Source organism: Streptomyces cyaneofuscatus, from assembly GCF_000718135.1.
Lineage (GTDB): Bacteria > Actinomycetota > Actinomycetes > Streptomycetales > Streptomycetaceae > Streptomyces > Streptomyces cyaneofuscatus.
In genome coordinates, this window is record NZ_JOEM01000017.1 from 84277 (window position 1) to 108167 (window position 23891).

19 protein-coding genes are annotated in these 23891 nt (G+C 73.3%); 1 reads left to right on the top strand and 18 read right to left on the bottom strand.

Annotated features, from left to right (window positions below; translation table 11 throughout):
* Nucleotides 1-11: 11 nt before the first annotated feature.
* From IF17_RS1000000140275 to IF17_RS1000000139045, 9 genes are all read right to left on the bottom strand, one after another.
* Nucleotides 12-1667 carry an ABC transporter transmembrane domain-containing protein gene (locus IF17_RS1000000140275; protein ID WP_030570665.1) on the bottom strand — a complete coding sequence of 552 codons (1656 nt, stop codon included), beginning with the start codon at nucleotides 1665-1667 and terminating at the stop codon, nucleotides 12-14.
* Complete coding sequence (locus tag IF17_RS0126345; protein WP_106980236.1) at nucleotides 1664-2731, bottom strand: FecCD family ABC transporter permease; 1068 nt, start codon at nucleotides 2729-2731, stop codon at nucleotides 1664-1666. The genes IF17_RS1000000140275 and IF17_RS0126345 overlap by 4 nt, the downstream gene beginning before the upstream one ends.
* On the bottom strand, nucleotides 2728-3813 hold the full coding sequence (locus IF17_RS0126350; RefSeq protein ID WP_030570671.1) for a FecCD family ABC transporter permease: 1086 nt from the start codon (nucleotides 3811-3813) through the stop codon (nucleotides 2728-2730). The genes IF17_RS0126345 and IF17_RS0126350 overlap by 4 nt, the downstream gene beginning before the upstream one ends.
* Before the next feature lie 25 nt (nucleotides 3814-3838).
* Entirely contained in the window at nucleotides 3839-4927 is a 1089-nt protein-coding gene (locus IF17_RS0126355; RefSeq protein ID WP_030570674.1) for an iron-siderophore ABC transporter substrate-binding protein, read from the bottom strand.
* Nucleotides 4928-5078: 151 nt separating this feature from the next.
* The gene (locus IF17_RS0126360) at nucleotides 5079-5942 is read right to left on the bottom strand and encodes a helix-turn-helix domain-containing protein (protein ID WP_030570677.1); all 864 of its coding nucleotides are present in this window, start codon (nucleotides 5940-5942) and stop codon (nucleotides 5079-5081) included.
* A gap of 35 nt (nucleotides 5943-5977) precedes the next feature.
* The gene (locus IF17_RS0126365; RefSeq protein WP_030570680.1) at nucleotides 5978-7627 is read right to left on the bottom strand and encodes an alpha/beta hydrolase; all 1650 of its coding nucleotides are present in this window, start codon (nucleotides 7625-7627) and stop codon (nucleotides 5978-5980) included.
* An 84-nt stretch (nucleotides 7628-7711) separates the two neighbouring features.
* Entirely contained in the window at nucleotides 7712-9073 is a 1362-nt protein-coding gene (locus tag IF17_RS0126370) for a sensor histidine kinase (RefSeq protein WP_030570683.1), read from the bottom strand.
* The gene (locus tag IF17_RS0126375) at nucleotides 9070-9735 is read right to left on the bottom strand and encodes a winged helix-turn-helix domain-containing protein (protein ID WP_030570687.1); all 666 of its coding nucleotides are present in this window, start codon (nucleotides 9733-9735) and stop codon (nucleotides 9070-9072) included. The genes IF17_RS0126370 and IF17_RS0126375 overlap by 4 nt, the downstream gene beginning before the upstream one ends.
* A gap of 52 nt (nucleotides 9736-9787) precedes the next feature.
* A complete protein-coding gene (locus tag IF17_RS1000000139045; RefSeq protein WP_157851174.1) occupies nucleotides 9788-9934 on the bottom strand; it encodes a hypothetical protein in 147 nt (48 codons plus the stop codon).
* A gap of 361 nt (nucleotides 9935-10295) precedes the next feature.
* Here IF17_RS1000000139045 and rph point away from each other — a divergent pair, with 361 nt between their 5' ends.
* The gene (gene rph / locus IF17_RS0126385) at nucleotides 10296-12938 is read left to right on the top strand and encodes a rifamycin-inactivating phosphotransferase (RefSeq protein ID WP_106980237.1); all 2643 of its coding nucleotides are present in this window, start codon (nucleotides 10296-10298) and stop codon (nucleotides 12936-12938) included.
* A gap of 68 nt (nucleotides 12939-13006) precedes the next feature.
* Here the strand turns inward: rph and IF17_RS0126390 are convergent, their stop codons facing one another.
* The 9 genes from IF17_RS0126390 to IF17_RS0126430 all read right to left on the bottom strand — a co-directional run bounded on the left by IF17_RS0126390 (nucleotide 13007) and on the right by IF17_RS0126430 (nucleotide 23825).
* Entirely contained in the window at nucleotides 13007-13363 is a 357-nt protein-coding gene (locus IF17_RS0126390) for a PRC-barrel domain-containing protein (protein WP_030570692.1), read from the bottom strand.
* Nucleotides 13364-13510: 147 nt separating this feature from the next.
* Nucleotides 13511-14290 (bottom strand): FkbM family methyltransferase, encoded by a 780-nt coding sequence (locus IF17_RS0126395; protein ID WP_030570695.1) that lies wholly within the window; start codon nucleotides 14288-14290, stop codon nucleotides 13511-13513.
* On the bottom strand, nucleotides 14287-14505 hold the full coding sequence (locus IF17_RS0126400; protein ID WP_030570698.1) for a Trm112 family protein: 219 nt from the start codon (nucleotides 14503-14505) through the stop codon (nucleotides 14287-14289). Before IF17_RS0126400 ends, IF17_RS0126395 begins: the two co-directional genes overlap by 4 nt.
* A 116-nt stretch (nucleotides 14506-14621) precedes the next feature.
* On the bottom strand, nucleotides 14622-15518 hold the full coding sequence (locus IF17_RS0126405) for a hypothetical protein (protein ID WP_030570701.1): 897 nt from the start codon (nucleotides 15516-15518) through the stop codon (nucleotides 14622-14624).
* Between the two features lie 4 nt (nucleotides 15519-15522).
* Nucleotides 15523-16284, bottom strand: a complete 762-nt coding sequence (locus IF17_RS0126410; RefSeq protein WP_237324635.1) for a class I SAM-dependent methyltransferase — start codon at nucleotides 16282-16284, stop codon at nucleotides 15523-15525.
* The gene (locus IF17_RS0126415) at nucleotides 16281-17582 is read right to left on the bottom strand and encodes a condensation protein (RefSeq protein ID WP_030570706.1); all 1302 of its coding nucleotides are present in this window, start codon (nucleotides 17580-17582) and stop codon (nucleotides 16281-16283) included. Before IF17_RS0126415 ends, IF17_RS0126410 begins: the two co-directional genes overlap by 4 nt.
* A complete protein-coding gene (locus IF17_RS0126420) occupies nucleotides 17579-21934 on the bottom strand; it encodes an alpha-(1->3)-arabinofuranosyltransferase (RefSeq protein ID WP_030570709.1) in 4356 nt (1451 codons plus the stop codon). The genes IF17_RS0126415 and IF17_RS0126420 overlap by 4 nt, the downstream gene beginning before the upstream one ends.
* Entirely contained in the window at nucleotides 21931-22659 is a 729-nt protein-coding gene (locus IF17_RS0126425; RefSeq protein ID WP_030570712.1) for a class I SAM-dependent methyltransferase, read from the bottom strand. The genes IF17_RS0126420 and IF17_RS0126425 overlap by 4 nt, the downstream gene beginning before the upstream one ends.
* Complete coding sequence (locus tag IF17_RS0126430; RefSeq protein ID WP_030570715.1) at nucleotides 22656-23825, bottom strand: glycosyltransferase family 4 protein; 1170 nt, start codon at nucleotides 23823-23825, stop codon at nucleotides 22656-22658. Before IF17_RS0126430 ends, IF17_RS0126425 begins: the two co-directional genes overlap by 4 nt.
* Nucleotides 23826-23891: the final 66 nt, after the last annotated feature.

The following is a 23891-nucleotide window of genomic DNA, read 5'->3' on the forward strand; positions in this document are numbered from 1 at the left end:
GTCGGGTCGTGTCAGGTGTCAACGGGGGATCCGTTCGGGTCCTGGCCGGCGTCCTCCGCCGCGCCGAGCTCGACCACCCGGTCGCAGGCGGAGAGCAGGATCGGGCTGGTGGTGATCAGGAGGATGGTGGACGGCAGGGACCGCAGCCCCTCGGCGATGCGCTGTTCGGTCACCGGGTCGACGGCGGTGGCGGGCTCGTCGAGGACCACGAGGTCCGCGTCGGCGTGCAACGCCCGGGCCAGCAGCAGCCGTTGCCGCTGACCGCCGGAGAGCCGGCGGCCGTGCTCCCCGACCTCGGCCAGGTCGCCCCCGATCTGTTCGCGTACGTCGTCGAGCATCGCCGCCGCCGTGACGGCCGGGTCCACCGCGCCGCCCCGGGGGATCAGGTTGGCGTGCAGGGTGCCGGAGAAGACGGCGCCGTGGTGCGGCGGGGCGAGGACCCGGGCGCGCACCCGGTCGGGGCCCAGGTCGACCGCGTCCACCCCGCCGATCAGGAGTTCGCCGCGGGGCAGGGGGACCCGGTAGCCGAGCCGGTCGCTGAGGCCGCGGGCGTGGGCGGGGTGGTGGGGGACGACGCCGACGAGGTCGCCGGGGTGCAGGTCGAGCGGCTCGCCGTGGCCGGGCGGGTGCCAGCGGAGGAGGGACGACCCCGGTTCCGCAACGGTTTCGGCGGACAGCGGCTCTATCAGGGGCGGTGCGTCGATCAGTTCGCCGAGGCGGCGCGCGGAGGCGCGTTTGTGGATCCAGTTCGAGGCGAAGGTGCCGACATGGGCGAGGGCGCCCTGGAGGAACTGGGCGAGCCCCAGCACCGTGACCAGCTGGCCGATGGTGATGTGCCCGTCCAGCGCCAGGTAGCCGGACGCCGTCGCCAGCGCCGCGAGGAAGACGCCCGACAGCAGCTGACTGAGACCGCTGTACGCCAACACCGACCGCGAGGCGGCGACGGCACCGCGCCGTGAGGTGTCGCTCGCGGTGCGGTAGCGGCGGGCGGCCTCCGCCCGGGCGTTCATCCCGGCCACCACCCGTATCCCGGTGATCAGATCGGTGGCCACCTCACTGGCCCGTGCTGCCGACCCCTGCTCGGCCAGCCCCCGCGCCTCCAGCGGCATCGAGACCCGCCGCATGACCACCAGCATCAGGACGGTCCCGGCGATGACCCCCACACCCAGCGGCACGGAGATCAGCAGCAGGGCGACCGACCCCGTGAGGATCGCGGTGAGGGTGGACGCCTGCTGGACCACGCTCCACGAGACCCCCGCCACCCGGTACGTGTCGGAGGAGACCAGCGAGAGCGCCTCGCCGGAACCGGGGCGGCGGCGCAGCGACAGCGGGTCCAGCAACCGGGTCATCGCGCGCCGGCGGAGCTCGTGCTCCCCGTAGCCGTACACCGTGACCATCGACGACGACGCGCGCCGGTACGACAGCGACAGCACGACGAACACCCCGCCGAGCGCGGCGAGCCACCAGACCAGGGCGGCCCGGTCCGCCGGGGCCATCGCCCGGTCGATGACGACGCCGATGAGGACGGGCACCAGCGCCTCGCACAGCTGGTGGACCATGAACGCCACGGTGGTCAGGCCGATCCGCAGACCGCGCCCGTCACGCAGCAGCGCCACCCGGAAGAGAGCCGCGACGGAGCCTTCCACTGTCTGTCCGGCGTGGGTCATCGGCGGCCACCCTTGTACTGGCGCGCCAGCAGCCAGGCCAGATAGGCCCCGCCGACGCACACCGTGACGACACCCACGGGCAGGTCCACCCGCTGGGCGATGAAATCGGCCGCGACCAGGACCGCCGCGCCGGTGAGCGCCGCCGGGGCGATCCGCAGCGTGGTGGAGCTCCGGGTCAGCCGCTGGGCGATCTGCGGTGCGGCGAGCGCGATGAACGCGATCGGCCCGACCGCCGCCGTCACCAGCGCGGTGAGCGCGACCCCGGTGACCGTGGCGGTGAGCCGGGCGCGCTGGGCGTTCACCCCGAGCGCCAGGGCGGTGTCGTCGCCCATCTCCAGGTGGACCAGGGGCCGCACCACACCCACCGAGCAGATCAGCAGGGCGGCGAACACGGCCGCCGTCAACCGCAGTTGCTCGAAGCCGAGCCCACTGAGGGAGCCCGCGCCCCAGGTGGCCACCAGCATCGCCTTCTCCGGGCTGACGGCGAGCAGCAGCATGGAGCTGATCGAGGAGAGGAACGCGCCGACGGCGATACCGACGATGATCAGCCGGAAGGGGCGCACACCGCCCCGGTAGGCGAGCACGTACACCAGGAGCGCGGTCAGGGCCCCGCCGATCAGCGAACCCGCGGCGACCGCAAGGTAGTTGACGGTGCCGAGCACGAGCATGACCACGCTGGCGCCCGCGTACGAACCGGAGGCGAAGCCGATCACGTCCGGGGAGCCCAGCGGGTTCTTCGTGAGGGACTGGAAGAGCGCCCCGCTGACCGCGAGCGCCGCTCCGCAGACCACCGCGAACAGCAGCCGCGGCAGCCGCCAGGTGACGACGACCAGCCGCGTACGGGGCTCGGCGTCCGGGTCGAAGAGCGCGGAGAGCACCTGGGCGGGGGTGAGCTGGATGGAGCCGGTGGCGAGGGTGAGCACACCGAGGGCGGCCACGGTCAGGACCAGGGCGCCGCAGACGAGGACGGACCGCCGCTCGACGCGCAGCGAGGCTCCGCCCCGGCGCAGCGCCCAGGTGGCCTGCTTGACGTCGGGCCTTCCGGTGAGGGGCTGGGCGGTCACAGGGCGCTCACCTTCCGGCACCGGACCAGCGCGATGAGGACGGGCGCGCCCACGAGCGCGGTGACGAGTCCGACCCGCAGCTCCCCCGACGGCAGCACGATCCGGCCGACGATGTCGGCGGCGAGCAGGAAGGCGGGGGCGGCGACGCAGGTGACGGGCAGGATCCACCGCTGGTCGGGCCCGACGAACCAGCGCACGATGTGCGGCACCATCAGCCCCACGAACGAGATGGGACCCGCTACGGCGACGGAGGTCCCGGCCAGCAGGGTGACGGCGAGGATCAGGACGATCCGGGTGAACGCCAGGCGCGTGCCCAGCGATTGGGCGAGGTCGTCGCCGAGAGCGAGGACGTTGAGGGAGCCCGCGCTGAGCAGCCCCAGCACGAGACCGGCGCCGATGAGCGGCAGCGCGATCGGGAGGATGTCCAGCGAGCGGCCGCCGATGGAGCCGACGCCCCAGAACCGCATGACGTCGAAGGTGGCCGTGGACTTGAGGACCATGGCCGAGGTGAAGCCGCCACACACGGCGGTGAACGCGACACCGGCCAGGGTGAGTTTCACCGGCGTGCCCCGGTCCGCGCCGATCGACCCCAGGGTGTAGACGAGCACGGTGAGCCCGAACGCGCCCGCCAGCGCGAACCAGATGAACTGACTCGCCGCGGTGAACCCGAGCACGGCGACCGCGAACGTCACCGCGAGGCTCGCGCCCGCGTTGACGCCGAGGATGCCGGGATCGGCCAGCGGGTTACGGGTGAACGCCTGGATCAGCGCCCCGCTCAGGCCCAGCGCCGTACCGGTGACGAGCCCGATCACCGTGCGCGGCACCCGCAGTTCGCGGACCGTCACGTGCTCGTCGGAGTTGTCGAAGCGCAGCAGCGCGTCCCAGACGGTCCCCGGTGCGATGGGCCGGGCGCCGACCATCACGCTGAGGACGGCCGTCACGAAGAGCAGCGCGAGAGCGGCCAGCAGGATCAGCAGGCGGTACCGGTGGCGCCGGCGGACCGGACCCGCGGGGTTGCGCGGGTCCGGTCCGGCCTGGCCCGGGGCCGGGGGTGAGGCGGTGGTGGTGGCGGTGGTGGTCATCGTCATCCCTGACAGGCGTGGCGGATCAGGAGCCCGCGCCGGTGTTGCCCCTGCCCGCGACGGCATCGGCGAGCATCGGCACATAGCGTTCGAGACCCCATGGGATGGAGAGCACGGTCGGTCCGCTGGTCGCCATCGCCAGCTGCGGGTCCTGGACGAAGGCGTAGTGCTTGCCGGCGATCGGCTTCCAGCGGGAGAAGAGCGGGTCCTTGAGGGAGTACGTGACCTCGGCCGGGGCGTTCGCCCAGGCCACGACCACATCGGCCTCGATCGAGTCGAGCTTCTCCAGGCTGACGCCGCCGTACCAGTTGGTGCCCTTGGCGGTGGCGGCGATCGTGCTCATCGACGGGGTGTTCTTGAAGCCGATCTCCGTCAGCAGCCGGACCCGGGCGTCGTACTCGAGATAGAGACCGGCCTCCGTCGACCCGGGAGTGAGGGCGACCGCGTAGGTGAACGTCTTGTCCTTGAACTCCGGGTGGTCCACGGCGACCGCCGCCAACTGCCCGCCGACGTCCTCGACCAGGCCCTCGGCCTTCTTCTCCTCGCCCATCGCCTTGCCGATGGTGCGGGTCATCTCCTGCCAGGTTCCGCCGTCCCAGGGCTTCTTGAGGTAGGGGAGCGTGGGGGCGATCTCGGTGAGGCGCTTGTAGTCGACGTCCGAGATGCCGGAGTACAGGCCGATGATGAGGTCGGGTTCGAGGGAGAGGATCTGCTCGAAGTCGATCTCGCCCGCGTCGCCGTACTTCAGCGTCTCGGGCAGGGGCCCGCCGAGCTTCTCGACCTGGGTGCGGAACCAGGGGGTGTACCCGTCCTTGTCGCCGCCCCACTGCTCGTCCACCCCGACCGGCACGCTGCCGAGCGCGGCGACGACGTCCAGCGACATCCAGCTGAGCGTGACGATGCGCCGGGGCTTCTCCTTGATGGTGGTGGTGCCGTGGGCGTGCTTGATGTCCACGGGGAAGCTGTTGGACGCGCCGTCGGCCTTCGCCTCGGTCGCGGTCTTCCCGGACTCACCGCTGCCGCAGCCTCCCAGGACGAGTACGGCGCCGATGGCGAGCGCCAGGACACGGGCCAGCGGGCCCGTTCGGCGTCCGGCCGGAATGGATGGGGACACGGTTCTCCTCGGATCGGGACAGCGGGACGGGTGGGTCAGGTAACCCTTACCTCGCTGAACGCTAGAAGGGCCGGAGGCCGAGGAGGGTCGCGAACGGGCCAGGATGCGTCGCGGATCGGCCACGCGTGAGGTGCGTGGTGGGTAGTGGGTATCAGTGGCCGGCGGGAGCGAGCGTCGACTGCTCGCGCAGATACGCGGTCGGGCTGGTCCCGGTCACCCGGCGGAAGGCCGCGGAGAATGCGCTCGTCGTGGAGTAGCCGCAGCGGTGCGCGACCAGATTGACCGGGCGGCCCTGGGCGAGCAGGGTCGTCGCCGCGGACATCCGGACCAGCGACCGCCACCGGGTGAACGACATCCCGACGTCCCGGGCGAACGCCCGCGTGACCGTCCGCACGCTCAGCGCGTGGAGCGCCGACCACTCCTCCAGCGACAGGTCGCTCTCCGGGTCCCGCATGATGTCCTCGGCCATGGCCCGGATCCGCGGGTCCTCGGGGACGGGGACCTCCATCGCCGCGTGCGGGTCCTCCTCCAGCATCTCGATGATGAGCCGCTGGGCCCGCAGCCGCCGGTCGTCGGGCATGGAGTTGGCGTCGAGGTGCAGCAGCATCTCCTGGAGCGCGCGCCCCATCCGCAGGGAGCGCGCGGCGTTCCAGTGCGGCGGGATCGCCGCCCGGGTCACATAGGTGTAGCAGGCCACGCTCCCCGGATCGGGATGCGAGGCGTGCGGGGTGCCCGGCGGCATCCAGGCGGCCTGACCGGGTACGAGGCGGCGCACCGTGTTCCGGGTGTGCAGGGTCGTGGTGCCGGTGTGCGGCCAGACCAGGAGGGCGTCGTCGTGGGTGTGCACCCCGCTCGCGGACGAACCGGCGGGGGCGGGGCTGTCGAGGACCGCGGTGGTGAGCAGGTAGGGCGCCTCCACCACGGGTCCGCCGACCGACGGCTCGGCCCAGCGGAGCAGGGTCGCCGAGAGCGTCTCCGCGCGCCCGCGACCGGGGGAAACCACCGAAACCGACATGGAGGTTAGGGTAACCTAACCTCCATGTCGCCGGGTCAGCAGGTCGCCCCTGGGCGGACCCGCTCCCCCTTCACCAGGTAGGCGTCGACCTTCGCGGTGACACAGGCGTCGCCCCGCCCGTACGCGGTGTGGCCGAGCCCCTCGTACGTCAGCAGCATCCCCTGCGGGAACTGCTCCGCCAGACTCACCGACTCCTCGTACGGGGTGGCCGGATCGCCCGTCGTGCCCACGACCAGGACCGGCGGTACGCCGTCCGCGTCCACCCGCTGCGGGCGCCGGCCGCCGGACGGCCAGTCGCGGCAGGTGAGTTCGGCGGTCACCCCGGCGGTGCCGTAGACCCCGGCTGCCTGGTCTGCGGGGGCGAGGGCGTCCCAGTAGGGGCGCAGGGAGCGGGGGTGGGGGACGTCGAGGCAGTTGACGGCGGTGAGCGCGGCGTCGCCGTTGTCGGCGGGGGGCTCGGGGGTTTCGTCCTCCTCCTGCTGTCCTTCAGCGGTGCCGGGGTCCTCGGTCCCCTCCTCGGTCTCCTCTTCGTCGTCCAGCGCGCCCAGCTTCGTCGCGTCCCCCTGGTCCGCCTCCCGCAGCGCCTCCGACAGCGGCTCCCACTGGTCCTCCGGCGTGTACATCGCCATGGAGACCGCGTGGAGGACGGCAGTCGCGTCCATGCCGCCGTACTCCGCGTACGTACTGTCCTCCCCGACCGGCAGCGGCTCGCGGTCGGCTCGCTGGTAGAGGCGCTCGATCAGCGCCCGTATCTCCTGAGGGCTTGCGCCGGGGCAGCTGTCCCCGGCGATCTCCGCGCACTGCTCGGCGTAGTCGTCCACGCTCCGGCGGAAGCCGGCCGACTGGCTGATCACCCGCTGCCGCCAGTCCAGCGACGGGTCGATCGCACCGTCCAGGACCATGGCGCGGACCCGGCGCGGGAACTGCTCGGCGTACGAGGTGCCCAGGCTCGTCCCGTACGACCAGCCCAGGTAGGTGAGTCGGCGCTCCCCGAGCGCCGCGCGCAGGACGTCCAGGTCGCGGGCCGCGTCCTCGGTGCCGACGTGCCGGAGGATCGGGCCGCTGTGCTCCTCGCAGTCCTCGGCGGCGGTGCGAGCGCCCGAGGCGGCGGCCGAGCGGTCGGCTTCGGTGCGGGGGTGCAGGGGCGCGACGGCGTCGGAGGAGTCCTCCGGGGTCTCCTCCGTCTCCTCCGCCTCCGGCTCAGCCTCGGCCGGTTCGCAGGTGAGGGCCGGGATGCTTCCCCCGACCCCGCGCGGGTCGAAGCTGATGATGTCGAAGCGGGCCCGTACCGCCGCGCCGAACGACTCGTCCATCCCCTCCTCCAGCGAGCTCGCCCCGCCCGCGCCGGGCCCGCCCGGGTTGTAGACGAGCGAGCCGATGCGCCGGGCCGGACCCGTCGCGGCCGCGCGCGCCACCGGGAGCACGAACGTCCGGCCGTTCCCGGGGCGCGCGTAGTCCAGGGGGACCGTCAGCCGCGCGCACTCGTACCCGTCCGTCGCGCAGTCCGTCCACTGAAGCCGCTGGCCGTAGAACGGTTTCAGGTCGGGGCGGGAGGCCGGGTCGGCGGCCCGCGCCTTGCCCGTGGCGGGGGCCGGGCCGCCCGTGCAGGCGGTGAGGGAGAGGGCGCCGAGGAGGGCCAGGGCGGTGTTCGTGAGGGCGGGGCGGCGACGGACGGCGCGGTTCAACGGAGTGCTCCCTGAAGAGGGTCGGGTGGTTCCGACCCGAAGCATTCCTGGGCGATGCTGAGGTTTTGATGAGGCGCCGTGCGGTCAGCCCTCGGTGGCCGGGCCCCCGGCGGGCAGGCGCAGCACGAACCGGGCCCCGCCGCGCCGCCCGGGTTCCGCCGTGAGGCTGCCGCCGTGGGCGTGGGCGACCCAGGAGGCGATCGACAGGCCCAGCCCCGTCGACCCCGAACCGCTGCGGAACCGGTCGAAGAGCGCGCCCGCCACCTCGGGCGGCAGCCCCGGCCCCGCGTCCTCCACCGTGACGGTCGTGGCGGCCCCGTCGCCGTCGACGGTCACCTCCACCTCGGCCGGCTCACCGGGGCGGTGGCCGTGGACGAGCGCGTTGCCGACCAGATTGGCCACCGCACGGCGTACGAGATCGGGGTCGGCGACCACCACCACGGCCCGCTCCGCCCGGACCGCCACCCGCTGCCCCTCGCCCGCCGCGTCCTCCACGACGGCCTCCACCAACTGGTCCAGCCGCAACGGCTCCACCGCGAGCACGGCCGTCCCCGCCATCAGCCGGGCCCGGGTGAGCAGCCCGTCGACCAGCGTGCCCATGCCCTCCGCGAGCCGCAGTGTGCGCCGGTGCACATCGGTGCTGTCCGTCTCACCGCGCAGCGCGGTCTCGGCGAGCGTCCGCAGCGAGGCCGCCGGCGTACGCAGGTCGTGCGCGGCATCCGTCAGGAACGACTCCTGCCGGTCCAGCGCCTCCAGCGCCGGCCGGACCGCCCGCCCCGAGAGCAGGTGCCCGACCCCGGCCGACAGGAGGACCAGCAGGGCGCACCCGCCGCTCACCACCCAGGTCAGCCGCCGGTGGTCGGCCCGCTGGGCCGACGCGTCCGCCACGGTGACGAGGGCCCCCTGCGGCGCCGCGTCCTCCTCCGCGTCCGGCGGATAGAAGGGCAGCGCGAACATCCGCACCGGCTCGCCGTCCGCCGTCCGCGCGTCCCGGGACCGGGGCTCGTCGGCCCGTACGGCGGTGGCGGCGGCCTGCCGTACGGCTCCGGCGGGCATGGTGAGACAGGGGCGGCGAGGGGCGTGCTCGACGACCAGCTCCCCGGGAGCAGGCGTGACGGACGGCTCCCCGGGAGCCGCCGGTACCGAGAGCAGGAAGAGCGGCGGGCACGCGGTCCCCGCGTTGTCGAGCAGCACCTCGGTGTCCAGCCGGCCGTCGTCGTCGGTCTCCAGCAGACCCAGCGCCCAGTTGGTGTCGGCGCTCATGCCCTGGTCCAGCTGTTCGCGCCAGCGCACGCCGTCACTGCGCACCGCCAGGACGGCCATCGCGACCAGCCCCGCCGCACTGGTCAGCGCGAACAGCACGGTGATGCGCCGGCGCAGCCTCCGTACGCGCGCCGTCGGCGTCAGCGCGCGGGCGGAGCGGAACGGAGGGCGAACGGCCCTCATCGGGTGGACTCGTCGGCCAGGCGGTAGCCGACGCCGCGCACGGTGTGGACGAGCGGAGGCCCGCCGAGCTTCCGCCGCAGCTGCGAGATCAGCACCTCCAGGACGTTGGACTGCGGCTCCGCCATCTCGTCCCAGCAGCTCTCGATCAGCTCCGCCCGGCCCACCGCCTGGTCGGCGCGGGTGGCCAGCACTTCCAGGACCGCGAACTCCCGGCGGGTGAAGGTCAACAGGACGCCCGCCCGGCGCACCTGGCGCCGGGCGGTGTCGATCTCCACGTCCCCGACCCGCAGCACCGGCGGGCTCACGGCCGGAGCGCGGCGGCACAGGCTGCGCACCCGGGCGACCAGCTCCGGCACGGCGAACGGCTTGACCAGATAGTCGTCACCGCCCCGGGCGAACCCCTCCACCCGGTCGGCGACGGTGTCCCGTGCGGTGAGGAACAGCACCGGAACGGCCCGTCCGCTCCGCCGGAGCTCCTCCACATAGTCGGCGGCGTCCCCCGAGGGCAGCATCCGGTCGAATACGGCGCAGTCGTACGCGGTGACGAACAGGACCTCGTCCGCCTGCGGCAGATCGACCGCCTCGTCGACCGCGAGACCGGCGGCCCGCAGCGCGGCGGCCACCCCGAACCGGAGGTTGGCGTCGTCCTCGACCAGCAGCACTCTCACGTCGACACCCTAGGACCGATCGGTACAGCGACGTCGCGCCGGGGCCTCACACGGAGAACTCCTCGCCGGGGCCGTTGTCCTCGTCCGCGTCGGCCTGCACGGCGTTGTCGGCATGGACCGTACAGACCGTGCCGCCGGCCAGCATCAGCAGCATCGCCAGCCCGCCGAGTACGAATGCCGTGCTGAATTCCATGGAGCGCACCTTCGGAGCAGCGCGGCCAAGGATTCGCCTTCGCGCCATCGGCCGGGAATTGCCAGGGCGTGCAGAACACCACCTGGTCGTATCATCCGCACGCCGCAACACGCTGCTCGCCCGCACGCGACCCGAACGCGCCGTCCGACAGCCCCCCGTACGGAGTCGGGGGAGCGTGAAACGTGGCACAGAAGGGCGTGGCAGAAAGGGGCGTCGCACAGAGAGACGTGGCACAAAAGGAAAGGCAAGGAGAGCCCTCTCCCTGCCGTGTTCAACATATAGCGCACCGGGGGGCTTGCCACAAGGCCCGGGGCAGCGCGCAAAATCGTCCGCCGTGCCCCGAACCACGGAGGAAACAGGAATGACGATGCGCAGGACCGACCTACTGGACCTCCATGAGGCCGACGCGACGCAGCTGGCCCTCGTCGGCGGCAAGGGAGCCCAGCTGGGCGCGCTGTCCCGGATCGACGGCATCCGCGTGCCGGACGGCTTCTGCGTGACGACGGACGCCTTCCGGCGGGTGGTGGCGCGGGTACCGTCCTTCGACGACCGGGTCGAGAGGTTGTCGCGCTCGGACCCGGACGACCGGGAGGCGCTCCGCACGCTCAGCGCGGACATCCGCCGGGCCGTCGAGGAGACCGCGATCCCCGGCGACCTCGCGACGGAGATCACCGGCGCGCTCGCCCGGCTCGGAGAGGGGACCGCCGTCGCCGTCCGGTCCAGCGCGACGGCGGAGGACCTGCCGACGGCCTCCTTCGCCGGCCAGCAGGACACCTATCTGAACGTCGTCGGGCCGGCCGAGGTCCTCCGGCACGTCAGCCGGTGCTGGGCCTCGCTGTTCACCGAGCGGGCCGTCGCCTACCGCCGGCGGAACGGCATCGACCACCGCGCGGTCCAGATGGCCGTGGTCGTCCAGCGGATGGTCTTCCCCGAAGCGGCCGGCGTCCTGTTCACGGCCGACCCGCTCACGGGCAACCGGCGGACCGCCACCGTGGACGCCGGCTTCGGCCTCGGTGAGGCCCTGGTCTCCGGGCTGGTGAACCCGGACGTGTTCACCGTGCGGGACGGCGCAGTCATCGCCCGGGCGATCGCCGCCAAGCAGCGCGCCGTGCATGCCCTGCCGGGCGGCGGTACGCAAGAGGTGGAGGTCGACCCGCAGCGGCAGGAGCGCCCCGCGCTGACGGATGCGCAGGTGCTACGGCTCGTGGAGCTCGGGCGGCGGATCGAGGCGCACTTCGGCCGTCCGCAGGACATCGAATGGTGCCTGGCCGACGACGGCTTCCGGATCGTCCAGAGCCGGCCGATCACGACGGTGTACCCCATCCCCGACGCCGGTGACCAGGAGCGTCACATCTATGTCTCCGTCGGCCATCAGCAGATGATGACCGACGCCATGAAGCCGCTGGGTCTCTCCCTGTGGCAGCGGACGGCCCTGGTGCCGATGCACGAGGCCGGCGGACGGCTGTTCGTCGACGTCACGCCCCGACTGGCATCGCCCGCCTCTCGCGCTGCCCTCCTGGACCTGGTGGGAAGAGGCGATCCGCTGGTCAGGGACGCTCTGGAGACCGTCCTCGACCGGGACGATCCCGTCCCCCCGCTCCCGGACACGGGCCTCGCGGAGCCACCGGCCGGGGGAGCGTCCGGGCCACCGGCCGCCGGTGCGTCCGTGCCGTCGGCCGGGGCCGATCCGGCGATCGTCCCGGAGCTGATCGAGCGTAGCCGGGCGTCCGTCGCCGCCCTGGAGCGCGACCTCCGGACGAGGAGCGGACCGGCCCTGTTCGACTTCCTCCTTGAGGCCTTCGAGGAGCACAAACGGGTTCTCGGCGATCCACTGAGCATGCGGGCGATCACGGCGGGCATGGAGGCCACTTGGTGGCTCAACGACCAGCTGGGGGAGTGGCTGGGTGAGAAGAACGCGGCCGACACGCTCACGCTCTCCGCCCCCGGCAACATCACGTCGGAGATGGGGCTGGACCTGCTCGACGTGGCGGACGTGATCCGCCCGCACCCCGAGGTGGTGGCGTTCCTCAAGGGCGTCGAGAAGGGCACGGAGGACGAGGGCTTCCTGGACGAGCTGGCGAAGCTGCCCGGCGGCACCGAGGCGCGGGAGGCGATCGACGCCTACCTCGACCGGTACGGCATGCGCTGCGTGGGCGAGATCGACATCACCAGGCCGCGCTGGCGTGAACGCCCCACCACGCTCGTCCCCCTGATCCTCGACAACGTCAGGAACTTCGGGCCGGGCGCCGCCGCGCACCGCTTCGCGCAGGGCCGGGCGAAGGCACGGCAGAAGGAGCAGGACGTACTGTCGCGCCTGCGGGCCCTGCCGGACGGTGACCGCCGGGCCGAGGCGGCCAAGCGGATGATCGACCAGGTCAGGGCTTTCGCCGGCTACCGGGAGTACCCGAAGTACGGCATCGTCAGCCGCTCCTTCCTCTACAAGCAGGCCCTTCTGGAGGAGGCCGGGCGGCTCGTCCAGGCCGATGTGCTGTCCGAGAGGGAGGACATCTTCTACCTCACGTTCCCGGAGCTCCACGACGTCGTGCGCTCGCAGCAGGCGGACGACCGGCTCATCCGGCGGCGTAAGGACGCGTTCCGGTCGTACGAGACGCTCACCCCGCCCCGGGTGCTCACATCGGACGGCGAGGCCCTGACCGGGGCCTACCGGCGGGAGGACGTACCGGCCGGGGCCCTGGCCGGTCTCGCCGTCTCCACCGGGACCGTCGAGGGAACGGCCCGCGTCGTCCTGGACCTGGCGGACGCCGACCTCGGAGCGGACGACATCCTGGTCACGCGCTTCACCGACCCCAGCTGGTCGCCGCTGTTCGTCGGCGTCGCGGGCCTGGTCACGGAGGTGGGCGGCCTGATGACCCACGGCGCGGTGATCGCCCGGGAGTACGGACTGCCCGCCGTCGTCGGCGTGGAGGGGGCCACCCGGCTGATCCGGGACGGGCAGCGGATCCGCGTGCACGGGACCGACGGGTACGTCGAGCTCCTGCCCTGACCGCACCGATGACCGCACACCCGGCCGCACCCCTGACCGCAACCCTTCACCGGTGGGCGGTCAGTCCGTCAGCGGCGGGCCAGAACCCGTACGCCGTCGGCCGGCGGCAGGTACTCCAGACCGAAGTAGGCGAAGAGCGCCGGCTCGTCCTCGGCGGGCAGGACGTCGTCCGTCCCGATCGACGGGCCGTCCTTCACCTTGGCCTTGGCGTGGGCGACCCTCACGTAGTCCGGGCCGACGACGGTCCCCGCCAGCGGCACGAAGACCAGCCGGTGACGGGTCGGCAGGCCCACGATCACGGTGGCGAACGCCGGCTGGTCCGTCCCCGTGTCGACGTAGACGGACTCCAGGGACCCGATCCTGCGCCCGTCGGGGTCGACGACGTCACGCGTACGCCACTCACGGATGTCTGCGCTCTCGATCACGGTGGAACTCCTCGGGGTCGGCCAGGTCGTACGTGGCGGTCTCGGCGGGTCGGCCGGGTGACCGCCCACGCTGGGGCGGCCACCCGGCTCCCCTCTCACCTGCCCCGCAACCTCCGCCGTCAGCGCGCCCGGCACCGGTGGATTCGCTCAGGCCCCCGCGGCGCCCGGCACCCGCCCCTCGGGAAGGAACAGCACCGAGTTGATGTACCGGGTGCGCCGCGGCACGAACGCCCTTCGCAGCAGACCTTGATGGACGAGGTGTTCCGTCCGCGCCTGGTGGGCCGGCAGGTCGAAGCCGGTCAGGGGGACCCAGCGGCGTCCGGCCAGGACCCACCCCGCGTACCCCTGATCGGTGAGCAGCGTGACCGCCGGAGCGATCGGGCCGAGCCTGCTCTCCAGCTCGACGAGGAGCGCCGGACGGTCCCGCCGCAGCAGCTCCGCCGCACCCCCCAGAGCGGCCACCTCCGCACCGTCGACGTCCATCTTCACGAAGCCCACGCCTTCCAGGCCGAGGCTGTCGATGGTGAGGGACTCCACCTCGACGCAGTGCGCGTGGATGTCACGGCGCTCCAGCGAGGAGACCCCGCGGTCGCCGTCGTCGCCCTCCGGCAGCCAGAGCCGGACCGTGGAGCCGTCCCGGTCCGTCGCCGCACCCTGCACCACCCGGACGTTCGACGGCAGCGTACGGCGCAGATGTGCGGCCAGATGCGGTACGGGCTCGACGGTGACGACCTGGTCGCAGCGCCGGGCGAGCCGCCGCGACCAGGGCCCGTACCAGCCGCCGATGTCCACGGCGGTGGAGCCGGGCGGGCAGAAGTCGGCGAGCCGGCGCAGCTCCGGTTCGAAGCGCGGGTAGAGGGCGACGGCGGCGGAGCCGACCAGGCCGGTGGGCAGCCGGGACGCCACCGCCGCCGCGAACGTCGTCATGCGGCCGAGGCTTTCAGGTGCGCCAGGTATCTCTCATGGGCGTCGGCGTCGACCTTGCGGCCCGAGGAGGGCAGCAGCTGCGGGATGCCGTCCAGGATGGGGTAACTCAGGCGCAGCCGGGGGTTGTAGAGCGCCTCCTCATCGGTCAGCAGGGCCAGCGGGCCTTTGTCGAGCGGGCAGACCAGGATGGCGAGCAGGGGATCGTCGGGGTTCATGGAGACTCCCTCGGTGGTGGGGAGGTTCATGGGGACTCCCTCGGTGGTGGGGAGGTTCATGGGGACTCCCTCGGTGGTGGGGACGGGACGGGAGGGCACAGGGCCGGTGGACGGGGTCAGGACGGGGCCGCCGCGGCAGGAGGGTCATGGCGGGGCATGGCCAGCAGGACGGTGAGGGCCAGCGCGGTGCCGGCCAGCCGCAGGGTCAGCAGCAGCGGATCGTCGGGGAGGGACTCCCCGAAGGCGATGCTCCCGAGGACCGCGGTGAACACGCAGGTCACCGTGGTGCACACGGGCACGATGAGGGAGGCCCGGCAGCGCTGCAGCGCCGTCTGGGACATGATGAGCCCGGCCACGGCGGTGAAGAGCAGCAGATACGGGTAGGGCGAGCCGAACAGCGAACGGGCGGCCTCCCCGAGGTCGGTGGTGGTCAGCCGGCTGGAGGTGCCCTTCACCGCCAGGGAGCTGACGCCGTACAGCAGCCCGACCGCCACCCCGTAGCCGATACCGCTGGTCGGCACCCGGTGGCGCTGGTTCGCCCGGCTCTCCACCCGTACGTAGAGCCAGACGCCCGCCGCCAGCGCCGGGACGCAGACCATCAGCACCAGCATCCACGGGGCACCGGAGCTCACCTGGTCCTCGCCCTCGCGCACCGAGGCGACGACCATCAGCAGCGCCACCAGGACACCGCCGAGGGCGTACCGTTCGCGCCCGGTCGACTCCTCGCCGAGGACGGCCGAGGAGAGCAGGAGCAGCAGCACCAGACCGGAGACGAAGATGCCCTGCGCCGCCGCGATCGGCAGCGCCCGGTAGACGATCAGCTGGGCCGCGAAACCGGCCGCCAGCGACAGCGCGCCCAGCATCCACAGCGGGCTGGTGAGCAGGACGAGGACCAGGCGCATCGGCTTGCCCGCGGAGAGCGCGGGCAGATTGCCCAGGGCCCGCTTCTCCACCACGAACCCCACGCTGTACAGCAGGTTGGCCACCAGCGCGGCCCCCACACCCCACCACATCGCTCTATCGCCGCCGCGCGTGGGCCAGCAGGATGGACGCCGCCCCCGGCACCGCGCACGCGGCCCGGTCCACCAGCCGCAGCGGACGCGGCACCCCGTGGAAGGGGGCGCCCGTGATCTTCACGTCCTCGAAGCCGGAGGCCGTCAGGAAGGAGCGCAGCGCCCGGGCGGTGTAGAGCCGCAGATGGCCCACCACCTCCGAGCCGGGGCGGCCGTGGATCCCGCGCAGACTGACCTCGGAGAACACCGGCTGCACCCCGGCCAGCAGCAGCGCCCGGTTGTACCAGGCGGCCAGGTTCGGGGTGGACAGCATCAGGTGGCCGCCCGGCTTCAGGATCCGCCGCAGCTCGTCCAGCGCCTGGTCCGGGTCGACGAGGTGCTCCAGGATCTCGCTGAACAGCACCGCGTCCGCGCATCCGTCGGCGAGCGGCAGCCCGCCGTGCTCCAGCTCGCCCCGGACCACCGAACCCATCCGGGGACGGGCCCGGCGCAGCGCGTCCTGCGACCAGTCGACACCGATCAGCCGGTGGCCGGTGAGGATCGGCGCGGCGGTGGCGGCGGCCGTCCCGTCGCCGCATCCGACGTCCACGATGACCTGGCCGGTCCGCCCGCGCAGGGCGTCGGCCAGCAGTCGCGCCTGGCGCCGGCTGCGTCCGTCGCCGGACGCCACGGGGACGGCCGGGTTCTCGTAGAAGTCCCGCAGCCCGGGCGGGGGAGCGGAGACAGGGTTGTCAGCCCCCAGCGGGAGGGGCGCGGTGCCGGTCACGGTGCCTCCGGGGATGTCGCGGCCAGATGACGGGTGAACAGGCCGAGCAGCGCCTCGCCGTCCGCGTCCCCCAGCAGGGTCCGCGACCAGCGCAGGGCCAGGTGCAGCCGGCCGTTCGTGGACGCGGTGGTGAACGTCAGCCCCCTGGGCATCCGGGCGGGCGCGGAGATCCACAGGGCGCGGGAGCTCCCCGCGTCGCCGAAGTCCAGCGGGTACGGGATCCGGCCGACGTTGCTGAGCAGCGTCGTCGAGGTCCACGGCCCCGCCAGCACCCGCAGCCCCCGGGTGTACGCCGCACGCACGGCGACCGGCAGCAGCGGGGTGGTCAACAGAGAGGTGGAGCGGCCCAGTTGCGGACGCGGCTGCCCCTTGAGGGCGCGGGTCCGCTCGGCGGTCAGGCGCAGCAGCCCGGCGATGTCCCGGCCCGCCGCCACCTCCGCCGCGTCGAAGCCGACCTCGACCAGCCGGGTGCCGTTGCCGATCGGCATCTCAGGACCCCGGGTGCGGTCGTCGACCGGCATGGTGATCCGCAGGGGCCGCTCGGCCGCCCCCTGCCGCCGGTTCCAGTCGGCCACTGTCAGGGCGGTCGCCACCATCAGCTGGTCGTTCACCGTGTACGGCGCGCCCGACTCCCGCCGGGGCACCGGCAGTTCGGCGAGCAGTTGCCCGTTGCCCGGCACCTTCCCCGGGGTGCCCGCCGCCACCCGGGCCGGCCGGGTGAGGGCGGAAGGACCGGAGTGCCGGGGCAGGGGTGCGGCGGCCGGGCGGGCCGGCGCGGACGGCGGGGGAAGGGGCCGTCCGCTGTAGATCTCGGCGGCCGTCGCCGCCAGCCGCAGACAGGCGGGCCCGTCGAGCGCGGTGTGGTGCACGGTGAACACCAGCACACACCCCTCCCGGTCCGGCTCCTCGACCACCTCGACCCGCAGCGGAGGCGAGAGGGTGAGCGGCGGGGCGACGGCGAGGGACGCCGCCCGCGCCCGGTCGAGCGCCCCGGGCGCGGGCGGCAGGAAGGTGACCGGGTCCCGGTCGGGACCGTCCGTCAGCTCCCACTCGTACCGCCGCGCGAGCGGGCCGCGCGGCCGCTCCCGCATCAGCGCCCGCGGGAACCGCGCCAGCGACGCGGTGAAGGCGGCGCGCAGCCGGTCCTCGTCCAAACGGCCGGGCAGATGGACCTCGATGTGGATCGTGCTCGGCTCGGCGTCCTGCGCGCAGTGCCGGTCCACCTCGTCGACGACGGGGAACGGTACCCGGGGCAGCCGCCCGGCCGCGTACGGCCGGGCGGGATGCGTGGCGGTCATCCGGTGGGTCCTCCGCTGCCGGGCGGAGGACCGGCCGGGCCGCCCGGACCGCTCGCGGGCGGGTCGGTGTGCGGCCGCTTGGCGTCGGCGGAGAGGGTCCGGCCGGACGGCGGCCCCGCCTGCTGCTGCGGGATCGTCGCGTCCACGTCGCCCCCGTCGGCCGTGACGGCCGAGGGCTCCGTGGACCGGCCGGCCCGTCGCCTGCCCCGGCTCGGGGCGGACCCGACCGTGACCAGTGCGGCGAACAGGGCTACCAGCGCGAGGAGTTGAGGCGCCGCCCCGAAGGCGCCCTCTCCGACGGCGGTGTACTCCCCGGTGCTGAGGGCCACGATGACCCCGGCCCCGGCCATCGCCGCGAAGGCGACCGGCGACAGCAACGACGGGCGGAAGTGGGCGAGTACGGCGAGCACGGGCACCACCAGGGCGACCGGTCCCGCGATGACGATGCCCACCAGGGTCAGCGCCCCGGTGCCCAGGATCAGCCCGGGAGCCGGCGGAAGTGCCTGCTCCTCACGCTCGTACGCGTCCTCCGCCGGGCCGGAGCCCTTGCGCCGGAAGACGGCAAGACCCACCAGCACCAGGAACAGCACCCCGGCCCCGATCAGCCCGGCCCGGTAGATCAGCGAGGGCTCGTACTCCAGGGTGACCGTGCCGCCCTCGCCCTCGGGGACCAGCCAGGCCTGCTGCCAGCCGTCGATCCGCAGCGGCGTCAGTTCCTTGCCGTCCAGCGTGGCCTTCCAGCCCTTGTTGTGGTTCTCGTGGAGCTGGAGGTACGAGGCCTCACCGGCGCCGACCGTCAGCGTGCGGCGGTCACCGTCGCTCTTCTTGACGTCGACGGTCCGGGCGGTGGCCGCCGGAGCCTTCGTCTCGCCCGTGGAGAGCGTGACGTCGGTGATGGCGAGCGGACCGGCGTCACCGGCCTCCACGGTGTGGGTCGACGCGCCCAGCTCCACCTCGGACCGCTCGGAGCAGAGCGACACGGCGATGGGACGGCGCTGGGTCAGATCCCTGATCCGGCCCTCGGCCTTGGTCTCCATCAGCGTGCCGCCGATGGAGAGGACCGGCCCCTGACCGCAGGGCAGGCTGAACTTCTTCTCCGGTGCGGGCTGCGGCGAGCGGAACTTGTCCAGCGCCGGGATGTAGACCTCGCTCAGTCCGACCGGCAGCTGCAACTGGCCGCCGGCGAACGGGTTGTGCACGGTGAGCGGTGCCTGGCGCGAGATGGTGATGTCCATCTTGTCGGTGGTGATGGGCGAGAAGCGGGCCATGCCGTTCTCGTCCACCGCCGCCACCGCCGTGCCGTCCGGCGAGCTGATCTGGACCTGCTCGGGCCGGGTGGAGATCCCGCCGGCCGCCGCGAACACGATCTCGCCGATCTGGGTCTTCTCCGGCCAGGACAGCCGCAGTACGGGACGGTCGCCCGCGATCCACGCGGTGGTGAGGTCGCCGTCCGTCAGGTTGCGCGCGCTGAGGTTGGTGCCGAGGCGGGCCGTCGAGTCGGCGCTGACCAGGATCTTGTCGCGCTTGCCCGTCAGGTCGAACAGCAGCTTGTCCAGCGCCTCGCCCGGCACGGGCACCGCGCTCGCGGCCACCTTGTACGGACCGGCCTGGCCGGCCGTGAACTGGCGGTGCAGCCCGGTCTCCGCGGCCACGGCGGAGAGCCCGCCCGGGTCGCTGCCGCGCTTCAGCGAGAAGACCGTCGCGTCGGCGCCCTCACGCGGTGCGTCGGAGGGCAGCTCCAGCATCCGGGTGACCTGCACCCCGGGGACGGCGATGTCGGTGAACCCGGCGCCGGTGAGACCGGGGCGTCCCTGCTGGGACTTGAGGATCGTCACCTTCAGCCAGGAGGCCGGCCCGGCGGGCGCGGCCACCTCCTGCGGGGAGCCGTCGGGGCGGATCGGGCTGTCCTTCGAGCCGCTGTCCGTCTCGACGCGCACCTCGGTCGCCGCCGCCCGCACCCCGTTGCCGGGCAGCGGGGTGAGCTGCAACGAGCCCGGGATCTCCTGCGTACCGGAGAAGTCGATCCGTACCCACTCGTCCTCGGGGGAGGCGGCGGAGCCCTCCGCCCAGGCGGTCTCCGGGTTGCCGTCGAAGGCGTTGACCGGGTCGTACTGCGGCAGATGGAACAGCCAGTTGCCGATGGACGACGCGCTCACCGACTTGGCGCCGCGCAGCACCGCCGTGGTCTGGTGCTCCTTGCCCTCGGTCGGCAGGATCTGGCGCGGAGCTGCGCCCGGGTCCTGCTCCGACTCCGGCGCGTTGCGCTCGTCGGCCGTGTAGGTGTGCGACGTGTTGGTGTTGACCAGGCCGAACCGGGTGTCGGCGCGGCGCAGTCCGTCGCCCGCCGCGTAGAGCGACGGCTTGCCCACGCCCGGGTGGGCGTCACCGGCCAGCACGGTGGGCCGGCCTTCCAGGGCGCCGTTCGCGGAGAGCGGCAGCAGGGACTCCGGTCCGCCGCTGACGACGGCGGTCGAGGAGACGGGGGCGATGCTCGCCCGGCCGGGACGCTCGGTGCCGGTGGGCGGCTCGTAGATCTCCACCGCCTCCTGGCGCGGGTAGAGGCCCTCGATCTGCACGGGCGTGTCGTTGGCTATGCGCCCACCGGTCATGACGGGGCCGAAGCCGGTGACCCGCTTGTATCCGGACGCCTCCAGCGTGCGCTTGACCGTGGTGGTGGGGACGTACCCCAGCTGGTCCGGGTCCAGATCGTTGCGGACCACGACGTAGTGCAGCCCCGCCCGGTTCAGGTACTCGCTCAGCCCGGGCACCTGGCCGCCGGAGGTCAGAGCCTGCTCGACGGCATCCATCGCCCGCCGGTTGCCCGGCGTACCGAAGGGGACGTAGTCGCGCTGGGCGTACGGCGTGTCGGCCAGCACGTCGAGCGGCTGGTCGATGGTGGAGCCCCAGGTGTAGATGCCGTGCGCGGTGGCGGGGACGACCAGGGCCCGGTCGTTCGCCGAGTTCTCCTTCAGCCAGCCCGCGGCCTTCGACCAGTGGTCCGGGATCTCCTTGAACGAACCCGGCTGCAGGATCGACCCGTTGACGTACGGCCAGGCCAGACCCGGCAGCACGAGCACGGCGGCGATCACCGGAGCCAGCCGGCGCGCCCGCACCGGCACCCGCTCGTCGCGCTCCGCCCGCAGCGAGGCTACGGCGGCGATGTGCGCCACACCCAGCGCCAGGGCGAGGCCCAGACCCGTCTGGAACTTGTAGATGTTACGGAACGGCACCAGCCAGGTGTCCAGCCACTCCTGCACGGTCCCGTGGAAGAGACCGCCCAGCGCACCGCCGTACCCGGCGAGCGTGACGAGCGCGACGGACAGCACGGTCAGCACCAGCCAGCGGCGCTCCGGCACATCGCGCCGGGCCAGACCGGCCAGACCCAGGGCGGCGGCCAGCGCCGAGCCCAGGATGGTGACGGTCGCCGTGGCGACGGTCCACCCGGCGGGCAGCCACGGCTCGCCGAAGTTCAGATAGCCGACCCAGTTGCCCGCGCCGCGCAGCACCTCGGTCGCCGACATGGTCGTCGTCGTGGTGTACGACGACTCCACGTACGGCATGAAGTTCTCACCGAAGGTGCCCAGCAGCAGCAGCGGAACGATCCACCAGGCGGTCGCGAGGATCACGCCCGGGATCCACCAGAGCAGCAGCGCCCGCTTGCGGGGGCCGCCCGGCCGGGACAGCAGATAGAGCCCGACCGGCAGCAGCGACGCCAGCGTGGACGCCGCGTTCACCCCGCCCATCAGCGGGATCAGCAGCGCGGAACGGGCGGCGGCGATCCGCGGCGCGAGGCGCGCGTCCGTCAGCGGCAGCAGCACCCACGGCAGCAGCGCGCCCGGCAGGGCGGCGGCCGAGGTCGAGCCGACGACGATGGTGTACGTCGGCCAGAGCGCGTACACGAGAGCGCCGAGCAGCCGGGTGGCCGAGGAGCCCACCCGCAGCCGCTCCGCCAGCCGCAGCGCACCCCAGAAGGCGGCCGCCACGATCAGCGAGAGCCAGAGCCGCTCCGCGAGCCAGGTCGGCACCCGCAGCAGATCGGCCAGGCCGTAGTACGGCAGCATCGGCACGAGGTAGCCGATGTACTGGTCGGTGATCCCGCCGAAGCCGGACCTGCTGTGCCACAGCTCGCCCAGGTCGCCGAGGAACCGCCCGGGATCCACGACGACCCCGAGCTTGGTGTCGAACGTCATGCGTCCCGGCGACACCGCCAGGAACGCCACGAACACCGTGGCCCAGAACCCCAGCAGCCAGCGCCGTGAACGGGGCGCCGCCGGTTCGTCGACCGGTCTGCCGGGCGGTGGGTCGCCGCCGTCCGGGGACTGGTGGGGTGCGAGGTGGACTGCGCTGGTCATGAACACCGCCGGAGAATGAGGAGGAGGTTCCAGGTGGCGAATTCCCGCAGTCCGGGCACCCGGGTAACAAGTTCGGGCAGGACCGGCCAGTACCGCGACCGCGCGGACACGAGGTCCACGTCGGTGCGGCCCCGCACATGGCGCAGTGTCGGGCCGACGCCGATCCTGAAGAGGTTCTCGCCGAGGCGGTGCTTGGCCGGGTGGCCCGTGCGCCGCTCGTAGCGGGCGCGGGCGCGCTCGGCGCCGGCGTAGTGCCAGGGGGCCCACTCGTGGCCGCCCCACGGCGAGTACCAGTTGGTGAACGAGACGTAGATCAGCCCGCCGGGGCGGGTGACGCGCGCCATCTCGCTGATGAAGGTGTGCGGGTCCGCGACGTGCTCCAGCACATTGGACGAGAAGGCGACATCGGCCGCCCCGTCCGCCAGGGGCAGCAGATAGCCGTCGGCAACGACCGTGTCCCGCGGCCCCTGGGCGGGCCTGGTGCGCAGGGCACCGCGGTCCGGCTCGAAGAGATAGCTCTGCGCGCCGCGCCGCCGGAACTCGCGGGTGAAGTAGCCGTCGCCGCCACCGACGTCGACGACGACCTTCCCGTTCAGCGGTACGTACCGCTCGACCTGGTCCGCCGCGTCCCTGGCCAGCAGGGTGTAGACGGTGGTCGGGTCCTCCTCCTCGCGCATGAAGGCGCGGAACAGGGTGAGGGAGCGGCGGAAGGACGGGTCTTTCACGAGCGGGCACCCGCCGGCCAGGACCCCGTACCGCTGATCGCCTCGGCGGCCACGGCCTCCAGCTGGGTCACACTGCTGCTCCACCGGTAGGCGGCGGCCCGCTCACGGGCCGCCTTGCCCATCGCCTCGCGGCGCTCCTCGTCGAGCGCCAGCGCGCACCAGGCCGCGGCGAAGGACGACTCGCCCCGGGCGAGGATGCCCGTGACCCCGTCCTCGACGGAGTCGCGCAGTCCGGGGACGTCGAAGCCGAGCGTCGGGGTCGACCGGGTCCCGGCCTCCGTGACGACCAGCCCCCACCCCTCGACGGCCGCCGGGTGCAGCAGCATCCAGGACGCGCACAGCAGCCGGTGCTTCTCCGCCTCGGACACATGCCCGGCGAACTCCACATCCGGGCCGGCGAGCCGCTCCAGCTTCTCCCGCTCGGGACCGTCACCGACGATCACGAGCCGGCCGCCGGTGACCGGCCGCACCCGCTCCCAGAGCTGGAGCAGCAGATCGATGCGCTTGTAGTCGACCAGCCGGCCGAGCGCCAGGAAGAGCGGGGTCGCGGACCGTTCGCTCTGCGGCAGCGGATCCTGGACGCCGTTGTTCACCAGCCGGATCCGCTCGTCCGGAACACCCAGCTCACGCAGGGCGCCCGCGGTGGACGGCGAGACGGCGATCATCAGATGGTCCCGGTAGGCCCGGGACAGGGCCCAGTGTTCGAGCTGACGCCCGGCGCGGGCCACCGGCGCCGGGAATCGCATCTCCCACAGATCGGTGTGGACGTGGTTGACCAGGCACACGGTCGGACCGCGGTGCCACAGGGGCGCCAGGTACGGCATGCCGTTGCAGACCTCGATCAGCAGGTCGCAGCTGCCGACCTGCCGGGCGAACGCGGAGCGCGCGCCGAGGTAGTGCCCCAGCTGGGAGCCCGCGGAGACGACCCGGTAGGGCCGGCGCGCGGCCTGTCCGCCGCAGAGGAGGGTGACGTCGTGGCCCCGTTCGGTGAGGCCGAGGGCGAGCTGGTCGATGAGCAGCTCGGAGCCGCCCGCGGCCGGGTTGCCCAGGTCGCGGTGGGCGAGGAAGACGATGCGTCTCGGGGAGGCGGAAACCCTGGGGGAGACCTGGCCCTGACCCTGCGGCGCGGCTGCGGGAAGCAGCGGGGGAGGTACGTGCTGGGGCATCGGTGCTCCAACTCGGCTCGGGGAGCGGGGGACTAGGGGCGGGGGCTTGAAGAACACGGAGAAGGG